This is a genomic window from Massilia sp. IC2-278, from assembly GCF_020708045.1.
In the GTDB taxonomy this organism is placed as follows: Bacteria; Pseudomonadota; Gammaproteobacteria; order Burkholderiales; family Burkholderiaceae_D; genus Telluria.
In genome coordinates this window covers 604846-624243 of record NZ_JAJFES010000001.1, presented here as the reverse complement: position 1 = coordinate 624243, position 19398 = coordinate 604846, and the positions used below count along the sequence as shown (strand labels likewise).

Here is a 19398-nt window from a genome sequence, read left to right as displayed (position 1 = left end):
CGCTACCCCGCTGGCGCGACAGGCCGCAGCGCCGGCAGCAGCAGCGTCGTGCCCGGCGCCAGCTTCAGCGGATCGTCGATGTTGTTGGCGTCGGCGATCGCGCGCCACTTGCGCGGATCGCGGTATTCCTGGGCCGCGATGGCGGCCAGGGTCTGCCCCTGCCGAACCGTCCAGACCTTGGCCACGTCGGCCGACATCAGGTTCTGTTTCTTGATGTCGGCCTGGTTGGTCTGCCATTGCCGGAAGCTGCACCTGGCCGTGGCCCGCACCGGCGTGCCATCTTCCATGAACAGCGTGTACTGCTGGTCGAGCTGTTGCAGCACCCCCTGGAAGAAGACCCCGCGGCTGCCCCACTTGAGCTGGCACACGGGCGGGCGGTGCTTGTCGCCGTGGGTTTCCACGGTCGTCAGGTGCAGCAGCTTGCCGGTGTAGTCGGTCACGCTCTGCTTATCCAGGGTCGGGCTGTCGTAGGTATCGAAGAACAGCTCGATGCCGAGGGTGCCCGGCTGGGCGCCGGTGTACTGCAGCTCCGGATTGTCGCGCTTGGCGGTCTGCTGGCTCTGCCATTGCGCGCTGCGGCTGACCGACAGCCGGTTCGGATTGAACATCGCGACGATACAGCAATCGGCGTTCTTTTCGTCGAACTGCAGCTGGCCGCCGGGCAGCTCGACCAGGATGGTCAGCTTGTCTAAGGCCATTTTCCTGTCCCCCGACGCTCTTGCTCGACCACGAGTCTGTCCATGATCGATTGCCAGATGTGTTCTTCAAGCTGCTCCAGGTCGAGCTCACGCTGTGCGGCTATGTCCGGGTGCGATAGCCCCTGGCCTGCAGGGACTGCTTCGGTGGTCACCGGCACTACGCCGTGGCTGTGGGCGGCGCTGTGGTCAATGCTGTCGGCAATGCTGTCGGCGCCGGTCCAGTCTTGTGGTTCGTGCGCAGCGGGAACGAGGTGTATGCCGCTGAGCCGGGGTCGCCGGGCAGGCGGCGCAGGCGCAAGGAACGGTACGCCTGTGGTACCGTCGCTCGCCACGACGGGCGGCAGCCCCTGGGCACGAGGCGGCCGGGACTGGCTGGGCGACATTGCTACCGGCAATCCATGGCCGGCACGGCTGCCCGATGCCCGCCATGCCGGGCCGGTGCCACTTGCGGCCCAGTGCGCAGTAGACAGCTGCGGCAACGTGGCCATCCGCCGCCGCGTCATTGGCAACGGCGTTCGGGCCAGCGGGACGCGCGCACGCCAACGTTTCGACTCCGCTGCTTCTGCCTCGACTTCTTCTTCGATAAGGGGTGGCGTTGCGTCATGGTCGAAGCTTGAATCCAGTGTGACGTCGCTGCTCTGGTCTGGGGCATGCCTTGTCGTTCCAGCGGCTCCAGCGAGTATTTCGCCCCCTGTTGCGGCCAGTGTTGTGGCCAACATGATGGACGGAACATCCTGCACACCACGCCCTGGCCCGGAACGCGACGCGGACCCGGCGTCCCACGATGCGTCGGGCGCGCCTGGGGCCAGGCCTGCATCGGCCCTACCTGTGCCGGCGCCGGAGGGATTCAGCAAGATTGCACGATTGGCGTTGCGGGGCGCCGCCTCCGTCGCGTGACCTGCGCCCGCCTGCGCTTTGCCAGGGCTGGCGGCGATTGCGCCGCCAACACCGATGGTCAGCGGCGCATGGACAGGCCGCATGCGCTGGGCCAGCCGCTGAAGCGGCGTCAGCCCGACGCGGGCAGCAACCGTTCCGCGGATAGAACGTGCCGCGAGAATATGGGCGCCGGGCTCCTCGCGCAGCGCCTGCAGGCGCCGGATGGCCTGCAAGGGATACGGCCGACGTATGCCGTCCGATGGTGTTTCCGGGGGCGACGTCTGTCTCGATGCGGCAGGCGCAGGCAGGGTCTGCGGCGGCACTTGCGGCACTTGCGGCACTTGCGGCACTTGCGCTGCCTGCATCAGCCATGCCGCATGCGGGAAAGCCGCCGTACTGTGTTGAGCTTGGCCCGCAGACGACAGGTCCAATCGCCGCCGCGCCGCCGGCTCCGATACGCCCGCCATGCCAGGGCCAGCAAGGTCTTCCGCGCGGGCCGCATACGGGCCAGGGCGTACCGGTTCCTGCTCGGCCGGTGCACTGGAGCCAGCCAGGCTGGCGGTTACCGTGGCCGCTCTCATCACATCGACAGGAGCGGCTGGCCGATTCAACCCCGGGTTAGTCAAGACGGCATTGAATGGGGTCCAGGTGCCGCGTGTGGATGCACGCCAGGCCATTTCAGCCCGAGTGAAAGTCCATCCCGGGCCGGAACGAACGCGATCCATGACGTTCCGCTCATGTGCGAGCCAGGGTCTTCGTCCCGCACCCATGGGCAACGGAACACGAACGAACGGCGCCGGCGACGAGCGCTCACTTGCCCCTGCGCCACTTACAGTGCTCTCTGTCGCCCATGCCCCCGACGTGCGCCAGGAATCCGCAGGCCCGGGCGGCAGCGTGGCCGGGGCCGCATGAGACCCGCGCGTATCCGCTGGCACGAGGGGCGCCGCACCCGGCGCGCTTCCGGACATGCGAGGCAAAAGCGCGCGCATGATTGCCGCTGCTGGCGCCGATGCACGGGCGGGTGACGTTGCAGCCTGGGATGTCCGGCCGTGGGGTTCAGGCGCCGCGTCGGGACCTCTTCCCAGGCCTTTAGCCTCCGGGCTGGCGCGGACAGCACCCGGCACTCCGGCTGCGGCCAAACCGGCTTCGTCCTGGAATGCGTCGCCGTGGACGGCGTTGCCGTGTGCCGCCGTATCATGAACCGCGGCGTCTTGAGCCGCCTCGTCGGATGCCAACATGTCCTTTGCGGCGGCGTCATGTGCCGCCTTGGGATAAGCAGCGCCGTCATGTGCTGCCTTACGAGAAACAGCGGCGTCAGGTGCTGTCTGACTATGAACGGCAGCATCATGTGCTGCCAGACGATGAACAGCAGCGTCACGTCCAGCCTTGCCATGCAAAACGTCGTACGGCGCCCTGCCTTCAACGGCAGCGCCATGTTCCGCCCGGCCGCGACCAGCCCGTTCGAATGCTGCCACGTCCTGACTAGCAGCATAGTAGGCTGCCTTGCCATCAGCGTCAGCGCCGTATTCCACCACGTCATTCACAGCAGCGTCGTATGCCGGCCTGCCATGGACGGCAGCCTCCCACTCATCCCGCACGTCGGCGCCGCCGCGCGCTGGCCTGCGCAGCATCCGTTCCGACAAGATCGCCGCAGCATTGCCAATGTCCTTCTGCATCCGCAGCCGCTGCAGGCGCCTGGTGAAGTAAGCATCCCGCTCCAGGACCGAAAGCGCCAGGCCGGTCCGGTCTGCTGCCGACCTCATCCGCAGCGCCGGACCCGGGCAGGCATGGCGCCGCCACGAGCCCTCGCCCAGCGCACTGCGCAAGCGGTCTTCCGTGCCCAGCGATTGGGCCGGCCGCATAGTCTGGTCGATCACGGCAACACTCCCCGGTGCACGAGTTCGATCGACTCGAACGCGATCGCCGACACATCCGCGCGCAAATTCGCCCCGGTCCACTTGACGGGACAAGCTTCGCGAAAATTCCACGAACGCCGCCGGGCGCCCTGGGCGTCGTGCAGGAAGAGCGCGACGTCACGGCGCACGATCTTGCCCTGGCTGACATCCTGATACCAGGTCCACAGGTAGGCGACATCGCCCATGCCGCGTTTCAGGACCAGGCGCGACGGATACCGGGATGGTCCGGCCAGCTGCCATTCGCGGTCGTTGATGCCGCCGACGCGCAGGTTCTCGACCTCGGTTTCCATTGCCAGGCCGGACACTTCACTGAAACCGGCCACGCGCTGCTGCCCGATCTCGATTGAAAAGGCAAAGGCGAGATACGGGTCCTGCCGCTGCGCCTGGCTGGCTGCCACGCTATTGGCCATCGTCGTCCCCATTGCTGTTGATGCGCTCGTTGATCTTTGCGATTTCTTGCAACCACTTGTGCCGCTCGAGGTGGTCCAGCGCCATCAGCTCGGCGTGGGGCCAGTGGAAGTGGTACGCGACGTAGGCTACCTCCTCGTACAGCTGGTCCAGGCGGTAGCCTATGCCTCCCCCGATCCGGGCACCTCCGCTTCGAAACGTTGCTGGCAGCCCGGGCACACCACCTGCATCCGGTTGTGTCCGTTTTCGTTGATGCGGCGGTACATGTCTTCCAGGTAGGCGAAGTCGGCCGCGAACATTTCTTCCATGACCCGGGGATTGACTTGCCGCAGCTCGCCCAGGCGGGTCACCACCCGCGACAGCAGGATCACGGCCAGGTAACCGGGGTTGGACTGGACGCGCGGGTCCTTCATCGGCGCGATCTCGTCGTTGGCCGTGGCAAGGCGCATCACGCCTTCGCGATGCAGGTTGCCCTCGCCGTCCACGTAGCCGCGCGGCAGCGCGAAGCTGAATTCGGTTTGCAGGGTCATTTGGTTCTATCCAGGCCTTCGTGGGTGATTTCGAGGGTGTCGATCGCCACCTCGCTCGTGGTGGCGTTGAAGCCTGGCCCGGTCCACTTGGTTGGCCACGCGGCAACGAAATCCCACTGCGCAACGTCATTGCCCTCGTCGTCCATCAGGATGATCGAGCCGTTCTTGCGGGCTTCCTTGATCTTGCCGTCCATGACCTGCTTGCGCCACTTCCACAAATCAAGGTCATCCGTAATGCCCCGTTTCAGCGTGATGTTCGAGAATTTCTTCAGTCCCGGCAGCTTGTTGATGGTTGCCGTCTTGTCGTCGCCTTCGCGGTAGTCCACCGAGTCCGTTGCCGCGTCGAGCCCGGATGCATCGCGAAAACCGGCGCGCTCTATGCCGTCGATCTGCACCCTGAACTTGAAACCCCGGAAAGGGTCTTTGCGGGTAGCCATGCCTGAGCCCTCCTTTATCAAATCACCGCGCGAATACCCGCGCGAATATCTGCGCGACTAAGCGCGCGCCCGTCCACGGGAATGCCGACGGCCGCGCCGCCGGCATGCTGGGTGATGCGAACCACGATGAATTCAGCCGGCGCCAGCGGCGCCAGCCCCACTTCGGCCACGACCATTCCGGCCGCGGCCACCTCGCGCAGGTTGGTTTCGGCATCGCACTTGACGTGGAAAGCCTCGGCCGGCGTGCGCCCGGCCAGCGCGCCCGCGTCGTACAAGGCCTGGCAATAGCTGCGCAGACGTTGCTCGATCCGTTCCCACAGCCGGGCATCGTTGGTATCGAACACGAGGTCGGCGCAACCGTGCTCTACCCAACGCGCCAGGCTCAGGAACAGCCGCCTGACGTTGACGTAGCGCCAGAAGGGTTGCCCGCTGAGCGTGCGCGCACCATACACACGGATGCCGCGGCCCGGCACGCTGCGCAGGCAGTTCACGCCCTTGTCGTTGAGTGCCGCAAACTGCTCGTCGTCGATGTCGGGATCGAGCCGCACCACCCCGTGCAGCAGCTCGTTGGCCGGCGCCTGGTGCGGACCGGCGCGCTCGTCGGTGCGGGCATAGACGCCGGCCACGTGGCCGCAGGGCGGCACGCTGACCGTGGCTGCACCGTGCTCCGGATGCGCCGTCGCGTCCAGGGCGCGGCGTGCCGTCTCGACGCAGACCCAGGGGAAATACAGGGCGCCGGCCTCGGCCGCCAGCGCATCCCACTGGCGCAGGGCCGTCTCGACACGGCGTTCCGTCGCCGCGCGTTCCGTCGCCGCGCTTCCCGCAGCAGCAGCCGCCGCTCCCTCGCCCGGCAGCGCATCGAGGATCGCGAAACGGTTGCCCATGCGCCGGCAATGTTCGAGCACCACACCCTGGACCTCGATCACCGCCGCGGACGCATCGCCCTGCGCCAGCATCATCAGGTCCGGCGCACAAACCAGGTCGATCTCGTCCAGGTCTTCTAGCAGGCCCCCTGGCCGCAAGGGCGCCGCCAGGGCCGCCGCCATCGCGGCCGGGTTCCGGGCGCCAACGCCCGCCGGCACCACCACACAGCGCCTGCCGCCATTGTCGAAGAAGCCGCGCAGCGCATGGCCGAGATAAGCCCCCTCGGGCATCCCTTCGAACAAGCCGTCGAACTGCTCGCGGCGCTGCACCAGCCGGCAGCCCGGATCGGCCGCGCTTGCGGCGCCCCGGCACACGCCGAACCCGATAAAGGCAGGGATGCAGGTGCGTGGCGCGCCCTGATGCCCGGCTCCCTGCCACCGGTGTTCGACATACACACCGGGGCCACGGGCCGCGCCTGCGCTGCGATCGGGTCGGATGTCAACAGCCATGTCCGCGCCTTCCGTTCAAGCCTGCCGCTGCCCGGTGGACTGGGTGATCCGGAAGATGACGAACTCGGCCGGCCTGACGATCGCCACCCCGATCTCGGTCACCACCTGGCCGATATCGCGCACTTCAGGCGGGTTCAGCTCGGCGTCGCACTTGACGTAGAAAGCTTCCTCCGGCGTGGTACCGAACAGCGCGCCGGTGCGCCAGATATTGGTGAGGAAGGCCGTGATGTTCAGGCGGATCTTGCCCCACAGCGCAGGATCATTCGGCTCGAACACGATCCACTGCGTGCCTTCGTCGATCGACTTGACGAGGAAGAGGAAGGTGCGCCGCACGTTGACATACATCCACTCGGTGTTGCGGCTGCCGCCGATGGTGCGCGCGCCCCAGACCGTCACGGCGCCATTCACCTTGCGGATGCAGTTCACGCCCTGGGGATTCAGCAGTTCCTGCTTGGGCTTGCTGACGTAGTACTTGACGTTCAGCGCGCCCAGTACCGTGACGTTTGCCGGCGCCTTGTGCACCCCGCGTTCCTCGTCGGTGCGGGCGTAGATACCGCAGATGTGGCCGCTGGGCGGCACCACGATCCGGCCCTGGTACTTCTGTTCGATGTTGCGCGACGGGTCCTGGTCGAGCAGCTGCCTGGCCGGGTCCGTCACTTCGATATGCGGGAAATAATACGCCGCGTTCTTGTTGGGCGACGGCAGTTCGTCGCCGGCGCTGTAGTCCAGCTGGCTGATGTCGAGCTTGCCCTCGCTGTCTTCCACCGTTTCCGGACTGTCGAGTACGGCGAAACAGGTTTCGCGCCGCTCGCAGAAGGTCACCAGCTCGTCCCAGGTGGAGCGGTCCTGCGGCAGGCCGGGCGCGGCGATGATGGCCAGCTCGTCGATCGATTCGAACATCTCCAGTGCGCGCGGGAGCTGCCCCGCGATGTTGTCGGGGTCGATCCTGGCCACGAAGCAGCGCGTACCGCCGTTCCGGAAGAAACCGTTGACCGCATGGGCCAGCGCACGGTGCCCGGGAAACATGGCCTTGCCATCGGTGGTATCGGCGGAGAACTGGCCAAAGCGCGAGGTGAACTCGGTGAAGTTCGTGCACAGCTTGGTCACGCAGGGCTCGACGGCGACATCGAATTCGGCCAGCACATAAGGCCGCAGTTCCGACACCTCGCCCACCGCAGGCTCGGCAGGCGCTTCGCCTTCGAGTCCCTTGATGGCATTTTCCAGGCCCTGCACGTCGTCCTGCAGCCCCTTGGCGGCGGCCTCCAGGGCGTCGGCGCGCTTGCCGGCGGCGGCCAGCTCGCGGCGCCTGTCTTGCAGCTGCTTTTCTTCGTCTTCGCTGCGCTCCGCCTTGCCCTCCAGCGCGGCGATCGCAGGCGGCAAGGCCGTCAGGGTCCGCTCGCCCTCGCCGCGCTCCTGTTCCTTCGCGGCCAGCTCGGCGCGCGCCTTTTCGAGCTGGAAGCGCTTGGCCGCGATCTCGTTGTCGATGATCTTGCGCGAACTCGCCTGCGGATTGGCCGCATGCCGCGCGGCGACCGGGTCGTAGCGCGGATTCGGCTCGGGATAGACGATCTTGCCGGGAACGATACCGATAAAGCCGACCGTGTTCGTGCCCACGCCCGTGATCGGCCGCTGCGCCGAAGGAATCTCTTCGACGTACACGCCCGGCGCCAGATACGAGGTTCTCATGTCACATTCTCCCTTGGTCATGTCCCTGCGCCACGGTGATCTCCGTGACGGCAAGCTGCGCCTGCCCTCCCGCGCCGGCATCAACCTGCACCACCTTTGCCCCATGGGCGCCGCCGCTGGCCGCCCGTGCCTGGGCGACGTAACGGCCGGCCGGGCAATCGAGGAAGAAGAACAGGCCATCCGGACCGCTGCGCGCCTGGGCCGACACGGCGCACACGCGAACCGGGCCGGGGCCAGCGGCGCCGCGTGGGCCAGGTTCGGCGGGCGCCGTCCACAGCGTCACGGCCGCATCGCGCAGCGGCGCGCCGGCCGTGTCGAGCACGCGCCCGCCGACCCGCACCACGCGGCGGATTTCTTCCCATGCGCCGGAGCGCGTCATGGTTCCCTTCATGGCCTGCTTCATGGTCTTCCCCCCGGCTGCAGCCCCACCCTGATGCGCTTGTCGGTCACCAGTTTCACCGGCCGCGCCGGGCCGGCCTCGAGGGCAAGCGTGACGGTATAGTTCAGCGCCGCCTTGGGCTTGCCGCCCAGCGCCTGCCAGAATTCGCCCACGCTTTGCAGCCGGCCGGGCTGCAGCATGGCGACCGGCGGCGGCAGGGCCTGGCCAAGCAATTCGCCTTGCAGCACGTCCTGGGGCAAGGCCCGGTGGCGCAGCAGCGCACGCATGACTTCTCCCAGCAGGTGGTGCTCATCCTTGGCGGGGTCGGTGACGGTCGGCCTGGGCCAGGCGGTGATCAGGTACGAGGCATCCACCCGCACCGGCGCCGGCCGGCTGAGCGCCGTGGCGTCGCCGGCGCGCTCGACCCATGCCTCGCTCTCGCGCAATTCGAGGTTTTCGCGCAGGTCGTACAGGAACAGGTCGATGGCCGGGAGCGTGACCGACTGCGGCGGAAACGCGTCGTCCGGCGCCGCGAAGCTGATCTCCACCTGGTCCACGAACTCCTCGCGCAACTCGCGCAGCAACAGGGTGGACAGGGTCTTGTCGAGGTCGTAGATCATGGACAATGGCGCAAAGTGTCGGGTTCGGGGGCGGGTCCTTGCCCGCATCGCCCGTTCAATGTAGTAGCCGACCTGCCATCCCGTTTGATTCCGATCAATCGCGTTACTTGGGCATCCGCCGACATAAGGTACGAAGTTTCCGCAAGTTCCCGCAAGATTATTGCCACGAAGCGCGAGCTAAAAGCAGGCTATAGCGAAACTCCATATCGGTATCTACTTTGTGCCAGATCAAAGCCCGGACAAAGGAGAAGTTGAATCTGGACGTCGTTCATGCCATGTGGGAGGTGCCTTGATATTGCGAATCGTCCGGTGGCTAGCCGCCGGCATCCTGTCGATCGCCAGCGCGCTGACCTGCGCGAGCGCTGTGGCGTCCCTGGGGACCCTGGTCCTCAGGCAAAGCGCACCCGGCGTGGTGATCGTGTCCGGGCAACTGGCCGGGGCGCCGCCGCCGCGTGCCGGCGACTTGCGCCTGCTCTTGCCGGACGGGACCGAAGTAGCGGCAAGCGAACTATCGACGGGCGCGGGCCCGGGGCCGGAGGTCTGGCTGGCGCTCTGCCTGGATCACAGCGGCTCGATGTCGTCGTCGATCAACGACCTGAAAGACGGCCTGGCCGCAGCCGTGCACAGCGCCCTCTCCGGCCCGGACGCCCGGCTGCGCATCCAGACCGTGGCATTCGCGAGCGAGGTCCAGCCGGTGGGCGATTTCTCGGCCAACGCGGACGAGATCGTGACCTTGATCGACGCGCTCCCTGCCGAGACGGCGCGCGACGGCCGGACCAGGCTGTACGACGCCCTCGCCACGGCGCTGGCAAACCTGAAGGAGGCTCCAGCCGCCGCGTCCCGGCACCTGCTGGTGGTGTCGGATGGAAAAGACGAAGGAAGCGCGGCCACGCCCGAGGACATCGCGCGGGATGCCGCGGCGCTCGGCGTCCCGCTCGACACGATCGCCTATGGCGCGCTGGCACCGGGCGCCTCGGCCGCCCTTCGCTCGCTCGCCCAGGCCAGCAGCGGCCAGTTCGTCCTGGCCGGCAATCCGGCCGAGTTGACGCTGGCCATACAGGGCCTGTTGCAACAGCCACCGTCGGCGCGGGTCGACATGGTCTTCCGTTACCCGCCGGCGCCCGACCGGCCGGCCGTCGGTTCGGCCGCCCTGATCCACGCAGCGCCCGGCGCGGCGCCGGCCCGGTATCCGGTGCGCCTCGTGAGCGCAATTGCGGCACCCATGAAGGACGCCGCCGCCGGCCCCGTCCCGGAACTGGTGGCGGTGGCTGTGGCTGCTACGGCGCTGGCCGTGATCGGCTGCGTCGTCCTGTGGAAGCGGCGCGGCAAAACGGATGCGGACACTGGCGCCGACACGGACGCGGACACGGTCGACGCACCCGCCGCGGCGCCGCGTGAGCCCGACGCCGGCATGCCCGGCCGTTCCAGGCGCAACACGGTTGTCGGCGGGTCGTTCGCAGCGCCGGAAGCGGGACGCCCGAGCGCCCTCCTGCTGTGCATGAACGGGCTGCTGCAGGGCCAGCGCCTGCCGATCGAGCACGCCAATGTGCGGCTGGGCGCCAGCCCGGCAAACGAGCTGGTCCTGAGCGGCGACGAATTCGTTTCGCGCGAGCATGCCAGCATCCGCTACGACGCCGGCCACCTGTACCTGCAGGACCTCGATTCCGCAAACGGAACCTACCTGAACGGGCAGCGCGTGGGCAGCTCGGCCATGCCCCTGGCGCCCGGCGACCAGATCCGCTTGGGCCGGACCACCCTGCAGCTGCAGCCTGCCGATTCCCGGCTTGCCGGGAGCGCCCAGCCGCCGTCTTCCGGCCGCCAGCCGACCCTGGTGCGCTCGCGCGAAGACAGCCAACGATGACGGTGCCGTCCATGGCGAAACCCGATGCCGGCCACTGCTCGGTCGGAGCGCGCTCCGAGACAGGTTACGTGCGCGACGAGAACCAGGACCGGATGGGCTGGATTAGGGCGCCCTTCGGCGACGTCTACATCGTGTCCGACGGCATGGGCGGCATGAGCGACGGCGCCCTGGCCGCCGAGCTGACGGTCCAGGCCCTGCAGCGGCACCTGGGCGCCGTGCGCTTCGCCCGCAGGAACAGCGTCAGGCGCGCCTTTGCAGCGGCGAACGAGGCGGTGTATGCGCGCGCCCATAGCGAAGGCGGCGGCACGCCAGGCATGGGCGCGACGGCCGTCGCCGTACTGCTGCACAACGCCAGCATCATGGTGGCCCACGTCGGTGACAGCCGCGCGTACCTCCTCGACCGCGCCGGCCAATGCCAGCGCCTGACGAAGGACCACAGCCTGGTGCAGCGCCTGGTCGACCGCGGCGTCCTGAGCCCGGCGCAGGCGCAAACCCATCCCGACGCCGGCGTGATCGAGCGCGCGGTCGGGCACGCGCCCGGCGTCGAGGTCGACATCAGCCCCTGGCTGCCGCTGCGCCACGGCGACCGCATCCTGGTCTGCTCCGACGGGCTGTGCGGCTACGCCCAGGACGCGGAAATTGCGGCGGTGCTGCGCGCCCACGTCAACCCGCAGGAGGCCGCCGACAGGCTGGTGGAACTGGCCCTGGCCAAGGGCGGCGAGGACAACATCACGGTCCAGGTCATCCGCTACGAAAGCGGCCGCGCGCATGGCGCCATGCGCCCGGTGGATTATCTCGCGGTGGTGCTGACCACGGCCGCCGCCTCGACCGCCGCCGTGCTGATCAGCCAGGCCTATCTTGCCCCCGCCCTGCTGCGCGGACAGGAAGCGCCATCGCAGGCACTGGCGCGGCGCCCGGCGGCGGAAATGGACGCGCTGCATGCGCGGCTCGACGGCATCGAACGGGACCTCGCGCGCCGCTGCGGCCCGGAGCCGACCGCGGTGCCGGCAGCGGCGCTGCACGACGAGGCCGGGCCGCGCCAGGCCGGGCCGCGCCAACCGCAAAGGACAACGCGATGATCGACGCCATGGTCCGCTGGTGGCGCGGACTCAAACTTGGTGGCGGCAGCGGGCGGCCCGGACGATACTGCCCCGCCGGCCACCCGATGGACCCGAACTGGGACACCTGCCCCCGCTGCGCCGCCGAGCAGCGCGCCCGCGAGAAGACCGTGCTCGAGCCACCAGGCGCCGGCACCGACGCCAACCCATCAGCGAGGACCACCATGAACCGCCGCTCCACCTTCATTTCGGACAATGAACCCGAACCGGGCCAGCAGACCGGCCAGCCTGCCCGTCAGCCTGGCGGCCGCGCGCCGGGCCCGGCCGACGCCCCGCCGCAGTTCGCGCGCTCGCACGAACGCAAGATCACCGGGGTGCTGGCGACCTTCAGCTGGCGCCCGCAAGGCCAGCTTTTCGCCCTGTACGAGGGGCGTAACGTGATCGGCTCGGGCCGGGTCGAGAGCGAGGACGGGCGCGAATGCGACGTCCAGATCACCGACGACCGCATGCTGTCCAACGAACACGCCGTCATCCTGTGCAGGAACGGCCGCTACGACCTGGTCGACCGCCACAGTACGAACGGCACCTACATGAACGGTCGCTTCGTCGAAACCGAGGGCGTGGCGCTGGCCGATGGCGCCTGGATCGGCACGGGTGCGACGGTGTGGACCTTCAGGAAGATCGACGATGGCCGGCCGGCGTCCGCGCCCGCCGCGCCAGACACTACCCCGACGCAGCCGACGGAGCCGGACACCAAATTCACCCCGGGCTGAAGCGCGCCGCCCGGGTGGGAGGAGAACCATCATGAAGTTGACCAATTCCGCGACCATTGCCGCGCCCGTCGCCGCGCTCATTACCTGCCTGACGCCGGGATGCGGCACCCCTCAGCGCACCGCCGCGCTCGAATGCGGCGCCGGCGGCGCGGGCGGCGCCTTCCTGTTGTGCAAGGCGCTCGGCGGCAACGACGATACCTGCATGGCGATGGCAGCCGCGGGCGGCGGTGTCGGCGCCACGGTCTGCTACAACTACGCGGGCCAGCTCGAGCAGCGGCGCCAGGCGCTGGCCGGGCGTGAGGACGATCTCGACGCGCAACTGGAATACGTACGCGGCCTGAACCAGGACGCCGAGCAGCTCAACGTGCGCTTGCGTGAACGCGTCGCCGAGATCACCCGCCTTACCGACGACGCGGTGGCGAAGGTCGGCCAGGGCCGGATGACGCAGCAGCAGTTGCAGGAACAGCAGAACGCGCTCGACGAGGAGATCGCGGCCGGCAGGCAGCAACTGGCCCAGGGCCGCACGGCACTGGACGAACTGAAGCGCTACCGCGCACGCCAGGAGGAGCAGGCACGACAGGAACAACAGGCGGCCGGCGAACGGCAGGCAGAGCGCTTGCAGGCGCTCGACGCCGAGCTTGCGAAGAACGAAGCGCTGCTCCAGGAAATCGAACGCCAGACTTCGGCGCTGGCGTCGCAGCGGCAGCGGGTCTGAAGGCCGCGCCAAGGCAAGGGAGCGAGACGATGGCGATCCACCGAGTTGCCGCCTTGCCGATGCTGGCCCTGGGCCTGTGCTTTGGCCTGGGCAGCTGTACCATCAACGAACTCAAGCAGGATGTGCAGGCACGGCAGGCACGGATCGCCGGCAAGGAAAGCCTGCTCGCGGGCGACACCGCGCGCCAGGACAGCCTGCGCGCCGAAACCCGGCAGCTCGAGACCGAGCTGCGGCAATGGGAGTCCTCCCTCGACGAGCTGCAATCCGAGCTGGACCGCCTGCGGCAACAGACCGCCGCCGCCGGAGAGCAGACCCGCCAGCGGTCGCTCGCGAAGCAGCAGCTGCAGCAACAAGTGAATCAGTATCAGCAGCAAGCCGACGCGCTGCGGCAAGGTGGCGACACGAGCGCCAGACTGCCGGTGGAAGCACAAAGGGCCGAACTGGAAGCGAAGCGAAAGCGGCTGAAGCACCTGCAGGGCGAAGTCCGGAAAGCCCTGGAGCTGTTGCTCAATTCGTGATGCGAGCCGCGCGCACAGCCTGTGCCGTACTGGGAGCGGCCGCGCTGGCGGTCTCGGGATGGGCAATGCTCGGCACGCCGTCCGGGCCGGCCAGGCCCGACCCGCCGTACCGGCCCGGCCCGCGCCAGCTGGCGCTGTACACGCAGGCCGTCGAACACATCGGGCGCTCCGCCCTGTTCGCTGACGGCGACAGCGCGCAGCGCATCGTCATCGACAGCCTGAAAGCCTATCTCGCGCAGCGCGACCCCTATTCCGATGTGCTGGACGCGTCGGAATACGCGAAATTCAGGCAGGCCGGGCGCGGCGCCTATGCCGGCGTCGGCATGGAGCTGGAAAAGCGGCGCACCGGCAGCGTGCTGTGCTATCCGCTGCCCGGCAGTCCGGCGGCGCTGGCCGGCATCCTTCCCGGCGAGCAGCTGGCGGCCGTGAACGGCGTGCCGGCAAGCGGCAAGTCCCTGGCTGCGCTCGCCGCCCTGATCACCGGCGCCGCGGGCAGCACGCTGCGCCTGGAGGTCGTCGGCAGCGACGGCCGGCCACGCATGGTGAGCATGACGCGCGCGGTCGTCAGGGCGAAGACGGTATCCGACTACCGGCATGGCGCCCTGCGCATCATCCGTCTCTCCAGCTTCGGGCCCGACACGCGCCGCGAGCTGGACTACCTGGTCTCAGGTTGGAACGCGCGCAGTCCGATCGTGATCGACCTGCGCGGGTGCGGTGGCGGCGATTTCCATGCGGCGGTCGATGCGGCGATGCTGTTCCTGCGCCGCGGCGAGCGCATCGTGTCGGTGCAGCGCCGTTCGGGAACACGCGCCTATGCCAGCACGCTGGCCAGGGACGATCCAATCCCGCAGGTCTACCTGTGGCAGGACAGCGCGACGGCCAGCGCCGCCGAAGTCTTCATTGCGGCACTGGTGGAAAACGCGCGCGGCATCTCGATCGGCACGGCCAGCGCCGGCAAGGGCACGCTGCAGGAGATCATTCCCCTGGCGGACGGCGCGGCGCTGGTACTGACCACGGGCAGCCTGTCCACGCCGAACGGGCGGCGCTTCGACGGACAGGGACTGGCGCCGGTGCAGGCACTGGCGGCGGGCAGCGGCACCGGCGACTATGCGCGACAGGTGGGAGGACAGGAAGCGCCCGGTCGGCGGCAACCGGAGGAAAGGACATGGAAAGCGACACGCTGATCGGACAAATCATCCACACCAACCTGAGCATCAAGAAAAAGCTCGGGCAAGGCGGAATGGGCACCGTCTACCTGGCGGAGAACCTCAAGCTGCGGGAAAAGAAATACGCGATCAAGGTCCTGCGGCGGGAGCTGACCGACAAGCCGGGTTTCCGGGAGCGCTTTTATGAAGAAGCGCGGCATCAGGCCCAGCTCGATCATGCGAACATCGTCCAGATGTACGACTACTTCAATGTGGGCGACGATTTTTTCCTCGTCATGGAATACGTGGACGGCCAGGCGCTCGGCGACATGATCGACACCGCCAACGGGCCGCTTCCGGAAAAGCAGGCATTGGCGATCATCCGCGACGTGCTCGCCGCCCTGAACTGCGCCCACAGCAAGGGCATCCTGCACCGCGACGTCAAGGCATCGAACGTGCTGGTCGACAGCAGCGGACGCGCGCGCCTGACGGACTTCGGCATTGCAAGGCAGGCCGGCGCACGGGGCTTCAGCGAAGCGGGCATGATGCTCGGCACGGCCGAGTACATGAGTCCGGAACAGATACGCAATCCGGAAACGGTGGACCACCGCTCCGACGTGTATTCCGCCGGCATCCTGCTGTTCGAGATGTTGACCGGAAAGCTGCCTTACACCGCATCATCGGCCGCTGAAGTCCAGCGACAACAGATCGGCGCACCCGTGCCCGACCCGAGGGCATTCCATCCCGCGATCGGAAAACGGCTCGCGGCAATCGTCACCAGGGCGATGTGCAAGGACCCGGACCGGCGCTTCCAGGGATGCCTGGAGTTCCAGAAGACGGTCGACGATTATATTCGTCCCCGGCGGCTGTGGTGGACGGTGTGGGCCTTCGTGATCCTGGCGTCGGCGGCGTCGGCCTTCTATTTTTTCCAGACGCGGCCGGAAACGATCCAGGCCGTGCGCGGACATATGCAGTCCGCCACGAGCCAGTACGCGCTATTGTGCCAGCAAGCCAGGACGCTGAAGATGAAGCAGAACGGCTTGCGCCTTGCCAGGCAGTCCGGCAACTCCGGACTGGCGGACGATTTCGCCCGGCAGGTCGTCGACATCCACGCCAACATGAACGATTTCGCCGCGAATTACGTCAAACAGGTCACGGCGCTGACAAGCTACAGCGGCGCCACGGTACGGCAGGCGCTGTCCGAAGGGCCTGCGGAGGGCGACAGCCGGGATCGCGCGCAGTACCGGCAACTGGCGCTGCGCGATGTCCGCAGCATCGTTGCCGGCGGTCCGCCTCCGGATGTGCAGTCGATGGCAGGAAATTGCCCACCCTGATCGGGCGCCGGGGCCGCCTGGCCTTTACTGAACCGAGGAGCCCATGCATGTCTTCGCAAACCGTGATGACCGCCAGCCTGATGTGCACGATGGGAATCGGCGTGTCCAGCCTGACGGTCGTCCCCATCCACCGTGTCCGCGCACAGGGTCAGCCGGCGGCAACGATCGCCGACCATGTTCCACTGGTGAACATCGCGCCCTTCCCCTTGTGTAACTCCATCGCCAACCCCATCGTGGTCGCGGCCACCGCAGCCAAACTCGGCGTGTTCACGCCAGCTGCTTGCCTGCCCAACACACCCGTGCCGTGGACACCGGGCTCTCCTACGGTGTTGATCGGCGGCGTGCCGGCGCTCGGCAGCGGCAGCACTTGCCAGTGCCTGTACGGCGGGGTAGTGTCGGTAGTGCAGCCGGTGGCGGTGACGGTGAATGAACCGTGATGGCAAGCCTCGGCGGTTAAGGACAACAGCGCCAATGCAAAAAGCCCATCAACCGAAGCTGATGGGCTTTTCCTCAATTCTGGTGGGAAGTGCAGAGAATGCGAAGCTGAGGCAGTACCGGCAATAGCTTCGGATGCATTGCTGGGCGCGGGACGGACCCTCGCGCCAGCAAGCATTAGCCTTGGTCCGGTCGCAACCGCTCGTGGATGCGCAACACCTCCACGCAGTGTGAAACGCCGGATGCCTGCGCAAGATCCAGCGCTGACTTTCCTCGGAAGTCCCGCCAATCGGCATTGGCCCCGGCTGCGAGGAGTACATCCACCATGGCGGCGTCGCCATTCCGAGCGGCAAGCAGCAACGGCGTCTGCTTCTTGAAATCCGCAAGGTTGACCAGCTTGGGCCATTTCCTGATCACGCGGAGAATGGCCTCGCGCAGGTTGCGCACGAGCGCGTTGGCCACGGGCGCGACTTCCTTGATCGGGCCGAGCTCCAGAATCCGCGACCTCTGCGCGCGGGCCTGGTACAGACCGCGCAGCCAGGTCATGAGGACGGTTTCGCCCCGCACGTGGCGCAGCCGCTTGTCACGCAGTTCCGCGTTGCGCCCCATCCAGGCATCCAGGCCATCCCAGTCCGCATGCAAGACGAGCTCCATGGTCTCGGTCCCGACGACCGCCTCGGTATGCCTGCGTGCCAGCGGCTCCTCGGCGCGCTCGCCCGGGTACGGCGCATACAGGTCTTCCCAAAAGTATTCCGACACCACGCATGCCGTATCCTCGAGTGTGGGCAGGCTCCCGTCGTCTTGCGGGAAAAGCGTGCCGAAGGCCAGCATGTTGCGCATGTAGCCCTCGTAGTTCCCCAGGCTGAAGCCTACCGGAGGACGCTCGACGACGACCGCGAATGCGTCGCGCGCGATCTCGCCGCGCATGGTTCCGTAGTTGCGCACTTGGCAGGCGTCCAGCGCGGCGTCGAACAGCCTGCGCGCTGCCTCGAACTCGTTGGCCGCCAGGTGGTGCTTGGCCTTGTATTGCAGCACCACCGCTTCCCATTCGCCTAGCGCCGGGCTGGCCTCGGCCTGCGCGAGCAAACGCTCGACCCGCTGCCGCATGTCCCTTGGCCGGTCCGCCCGGCCACGATGGAACAGGGCATGGAGTTGCAGGATGATGGCGCCGAGCGCCTCGCTCGGCGTTGACGCCAGTTCGCTCGCCCTGGCGCTAGCCATTTCCCTGACGCGCAGCGGTAGCTCTGGGGACTGGGCGACCTGGGTCGCTACCCAGTAGCTCGCCAGTTGCTGGAGCTTTCGGAACGGTGCGCCACGTGCAAGGGACTCGATGCAGGACCGGACTGCCGCCCTCTCTTCGTCGCGCGCGGACAGGCGCAGGCATTCGCGCTGGACGATCGCCATCGCCGACACCTCGTCGTACCCGAACAAATCGTCGAGCGGGCTGCCGGAACCTAGCTTGGCGAACGCGCGCGTGAGCAACTCGGACAACTCGCGGGCGCCAGTTGCATGGCGCGATGGCGCGATCGCCAGGAATATGCCTGCCTTGTGCCACGGCGCAAGCTGGCTATCGAACCAGGCGTCCTGTTCCAGTGGATCGTCCGATTCCCTGGAGGCCCGGATTGTCAGGTTGTATCCAAGCTTGAACAGCCCGACGAGCTGCAGCACCTTGTTGCGCGCGGGGTCGGCGCAGTCTTCGTCGAACGCGTCCCCCAGCAGGAACCGCCCAAGCCGGCGATATCCATCCTGTGCCATACGCGCGACCAGCAATCGGCGGCGGACGGTCGCCATCGACGGGGCCGACCAGCGCTCCTCGACGAGCTCGACGAACCGCCGGACTTCGTCGTCTGGCGCCTGGGATGCAAGGACGGCTTCCAGCCTTCCGGGTTGGGTCATGGGGATCTCGTCGCGCAACGCGTCAGCATCGAGCCCCTTTGCGGCTACAAAGTCGATGGCCGCTCGCAGCCGGGCAGCCGGCGGCAGGTCGGGCGATGCCGAAAGCACGCCCTTGAAGGCGAGCTGGGCGTCGTCGGGAAAGTACTTCTCGATGGTCGAGGCGTGTGGCAGCTTCCCCCGGCGCCAGTTCTCGAGTTCGCGCGCTATCGAAGCGTAGACGTCGGTTTCCTCCCTGGCATCGTCGATCCGTTGCTGGCGTGCCTGCGCCGCGCTGCCGCCGAGTCCTACCCTCGCCCGTTCCATGGGCGCGCCCAACAGGTCGCGCAACCATTCGACAACTTGGGCGACCGGCATGACCAGTCGGCGCTCGCCGGCGCGCATGCGCTCGGCGGGCAGGTACCAGAAGCGTCCGCCGGGCATTCCCGCGTCCAGCCGCTCATGCAGTGTCCAGAACGCGAGCCTGCGGCCCAGCGCCGGCGCGTAGGAGTATCCGGACAGAAGCCACAGCACCTGCCGCTGGTCGGCATTGAAGGTCCAGGTATCGAGCTCGATCGTTTTGTCGAAGTTCGCCCACTCGAGGACATTATGCGTGGCGTCGACGCGCGCCATGTCGCCCAGCCCTAGTGCGGCGAATATGTCGTCCAGCAGGCCTTGGACACGCTCGAGGTGGTCCGCAAGCGGCTTCTTCAGGCTGGGCAATTTGTCCTTGTCTTTTTGCTCGAACTTCAAGCCCAAGCTTT

Annotated in this window: 18 protein-coding genes; 8 read left to right on the top strand and 10 right to left on the bottom strand. The window is 67.6% G+C overall.

Annotated features, from left to right (window positions below; translation table 11 throughout):
• Window positions 1-2: 2 nt before the first annotated feature.
• The 9 genes from LK540_RS02770 to LK540_RS02735 all read right to left on the bottom strand — a co-directional run bounded on the left by LK540_RS02770 (window position 3) and on the right by LK540_RS02735 (window position 8923).
• Window positions 3-698 (bottom strand): LysM peptidoglycan-binding domain-containing protein, encoded by a 696-nt coding sequence (locus tag LK540_RS02770; RefSeq protein ID WP_229435499.1) that lies wholly within the window; start codon window positions 696-698, stop codon window positions 3-5.
• Between the two features lie 2749 nt (window positions 699-3447).
• Window positions 3448-3900 (bottom strand): phage tail protein, encoded by a 453-nt coding sequence (locus LK540_RS02765; protein ID WP_229435498.1) that lies wholly within the window; start codon window positions 3898-3900, stop codon window positions 3448-3450.
• On the bottom strand, window positions 3890-4117 hold the full coding sequence (locus LK540_RS25290) for a DUF6760 family protein (protein WP_374041312.1): 228 nt from the start codon (window positions 4115-4117) through the stop codon (window positions 3890-3892). The genes LK540_RS02765 and LK540_RS25290 overlap by 11 nt, the downstream gene beginning before the upstream one ends.
• A complete protein-coding gene (locus tag LK540_RS02760; RefSeq protein ID WP_229435497.1) occupies window positions 4060-4428 on the bottom strand; it encodes a phage tail assembly protein in 369 nt (122 codons plus the stop codon). Before LK540_RS02760 ends, LK540_RS25290 begins: the two co-directional genes overlap by 58 nt.
• Entirely contained in the window at window positions 4425-4865 is a 441-nt protein-coding gene (locus tag LK540_RS02755) for a phage tail protein (protein WP_229435496.1), read from the bottom strand. The genes LK540_RS02760 and LK540_RS02755 overlap by 4 nt, the downstream gene beginning before the upstream one ends.
• A 17-nt stretch (window positions 4866-4882) precedes the next feature.
• Window positions 4883-6103: a phage tail sheath subtilisin-like domain-containing protein gene (locus tag LK540_RS02750; RefSeq protein WP_229435495.1), complete on the bottom strand. Its 1221-nt coding sequence runs from the start codon at window positions 6101-6103 to the stop codon at window positions 4883-4885.
• A 150-nt stretch (window positions 6104-6253) separates the two neighbouring features.
• Window positions 6254-7924, bottom strand: coding sequence for a phage tail sheath C-terminal domain-containing protein (locus tag LK540_RS02745; RefSeq protein WP_229435494.1), 1671 nt, complete (start codon window positions 7922-7924; stop codon window positions 6254-6256).
• A 1-nt stretch (window position 7925) separates the two neighbouring features.
• A complete protein-coding gene (locus LK540_RS02740; protein WP_229435493.1) occupies window positions 7926-8315 on the bottom strand; it encodes a carboxypeptidase regulatory-like domain-containing protein in 390 nt (129 codons plus the stop codon).
• 8 nt (window positions 8316-8323) lie between these two features.
• Complete coding sequence (locus tag LK540_RS02735) at window positions 8324-8923, bottom strand: DUF4255 domain-containing protein (protein WP_229435492.1); 600 nt, start codon at window positions 8921-8923, stop codon at window positions 8324-8326.
• Window positions 8924-9218: 295 nt separating this feature from the next.
• On the opposite strand from LK540_RS02735, the gene LK540_RS02730 reads away from it, so the two are divergent.
• From LK540_RS02730 to LK540_RS02695, 8 genes are all read left to right on the top strand, one after another.
• Window positions 9219-10784 (top strand): FHA domain-containing protein, encoded by a 1566-nt coding sequence (locus LK540_RS02730; protein WP_229435491.1) that lies wholly within the window; start codon window positions 9219-9221, stop codon window positions 10782-10784.
• Between the two features lie 11 nt (window positions 10785-10795).
• A complete protein-coding gene (locus LK540_RS02725) occupies window positions 10796-11863 on the top strand; it encodes a PP2C family serine/threonine-protein phosphatase (RefSeq protein ID WP_229435490.1) in 1068 nt (355 codons plus the stop codon).
• The gene (locus tag LK540_RS02720) at window positions 11860-12615 is read left to right on the top strand and encodes an FHA domain-containing protein (protein WP_229435489.1); all 756 of its coding nucleotides are present in this window, start codon (window positions 11860-11862) and stop codon (window positions 12613-12615) included. The genes LK540_RS02725 and LK540_RS02720 overlap by 4 nt, the downstream gene beginning before the upstream one ends.
• Before the next feature lie 31 nt (window positions 12616-12646).
• On the top strand, window positions 12647-13330 hold the full coding sequence (locus LK540_RS02715) for a hypothetical protein (RefSeq protein WP_229435488.1): 684 nt from the start codon (window positions 12647-12649) through the stop codon (window positions 13328-13330).
• 29 nt (window positions 13331-13359) lie between these two features.
• Window positions 13360-13848 carry a hypothetical protein gene (locus tag LK540_RS02710; RefSeq protein ID WP_229435487.1) on the top strand — a complete coding sequence of 163 codons (489 nt, stop codon included), beginning with the start codon at window positions 13360-13362 and terminating at the stop codon, window positions 13846-13848.
• A 65-nt stretch (window positions 13849-13913) separates the two neighbouring features.
• Entirely contained in the window at window positions 13914-15032 is a 1119-nt protein-coding gene (locus LK540_RS02705) for a S41 family peptidase (protein WP_229435486.1), read from the top strand.
• The gene (locus LK540_RS02700) at window positions 15014-16327 is read left to right on the top strand and encodes a serine/threonine-protein kinase (protein ID WP_229435485.1); all 1314 of its coding nucleotides are present in this window, start codon (window positions 15014-15016) and stop codon (window positions 16325-16327) included. The genes LK540_RS02705 and LK540_RS02700 overlap by 19 nt, the downstream gene beginning before the upstream one ends.
• 47 nt (window positions 16328-16374) lie before the next feature.
• Window positions 16375-16764: a DUF4280 domain-containing protein gene (locus tag LK540_RS02695; protein ID WP_229435484.1), complete on the top strand. Its 390-nt coding sequence runs from the start codon at window positions 16375-16377 to the stop codon at window positions 16762-16764.
• A 175-nt stretch (window positions 16765-16939) separates the two neighbouring features.
• Here LK540_RS02695 and LK540_RS02690 read toward each other — a convergent pair whose 3' ends face one another.
• A complete protein-coding gene (locus tag LK540_RS02690; RefSeq protein WP_229435483.1) occupies window positions 16940-19387 on the bottom strand; it encodes an ankyrin repeat domain-containing protein in 2448 nt (815 codons plus the stop codon).
• Window positions 19388-19398: the final 11 nt, after the last annotated feature.

Excerpts from the sequence above, each read along its gene's own strand:
- LK540_RS02770 (WP_229435499.1), bottom strand. The coding sequence starts at position 698 with ATGGCCTTAGACAAGCTGACCATCCTGGTCGAGCTGCCCGGCGGCCAG.
- LK540_RS02765 (WP_229435498.1), bottom strand. The coding sequence starts at position 3,900 with ATGGCCAATAGCGTGGCAGCCAGCCAGGCGCAGCGGCAGGACCCGTAT.
- LK540_RS02760 (WP_229435497.1), bottom strand. The coding sequence starts at position 4,428 with ATGACCCTGCAAACCGAATTCAGCTTCGCGCTGCCGCGCGGCTACGTG.
- LK540_RS02755 (WP_229435496.1), bottom strand. The coding sequence starts at position 4,865 with ATGGCTACCCGCAAAGACCCTTTCCGGGGTTTCAAGTTCAGGGTGCAG.
- LK540_RS02745 (WP_229435494.1), bottom strand. The coding sequence starts at position 7,924 with ATGAGAACCTCGTATCTGGCGCCGGGCGTGTACGTCGAAGAGATTCCT.
- LK540_RS02740 (WP_229435493.1), bottom strand. The coding sequence starts at position 8,315 with ATGAAGGGAACCATGACGCGCTCCGGCGCATGGGAAGAAATCCGCCGC.
- LK540_RS02735 (WP_229435492.1), bottom strand. The coding sequence starts at position 8,923 with ATGATCTACGACCTCGACAAGACCCTGTCCACCCTGTTGCTGCGCGAG.
- LK540_RS02725 (WP_229435490.1), top strand. The coding sequence starts at position 10,796 with ATGGCGAAACCCGATGCCGGCCACTGCTCGGTCGGAGCGCGCTCCGAG.
- LK540_RS02720 (WP_229435489.1), top strand. The coding sequence starts at position 11,860 with ATGATCGACGCCATGGTCCGCTGGTGGCGCGGACTCAAACTTGGTGGC.
- LK540_RS02715 (WP_229435488.1), top strand. The coding sequence starts at position 12,647 with ATGAAGTTGACCAATTCCGCGACCATTGCCGCGCCCGTCGCCGCGCTC.
- LK540_RS02710 (WP_229435487.1), top strand. The coding sequence starts at position 13,360 with ATGGCGATCCACCGAGTTGCCGCCTTGCCGATGCTGGCCCTGGGCCTG.
- LK540_RS02705 (WP_229435486.1), top strand. The coding sequence starts at position 13,914 with ATGCTCGGCACGCCGTCCGGGCCGGCCAGGCCCGACCCGCCGTACCGG.
- LK540_RS02700 (WP_229435485.1), top strand. The coding sequence starts at position 15,014 with ATGGAAAGCGACACGCTGATCGGACAAATCATCCACACCAACCTGAGC.
- LK540_RS02695 (WP_229435484.1), top strand. The coding sequence starts at position 16,375 with ATGTCTTCGCAAACCGTGATGACCGCCAGCCTGATGTGCACGATGGGA.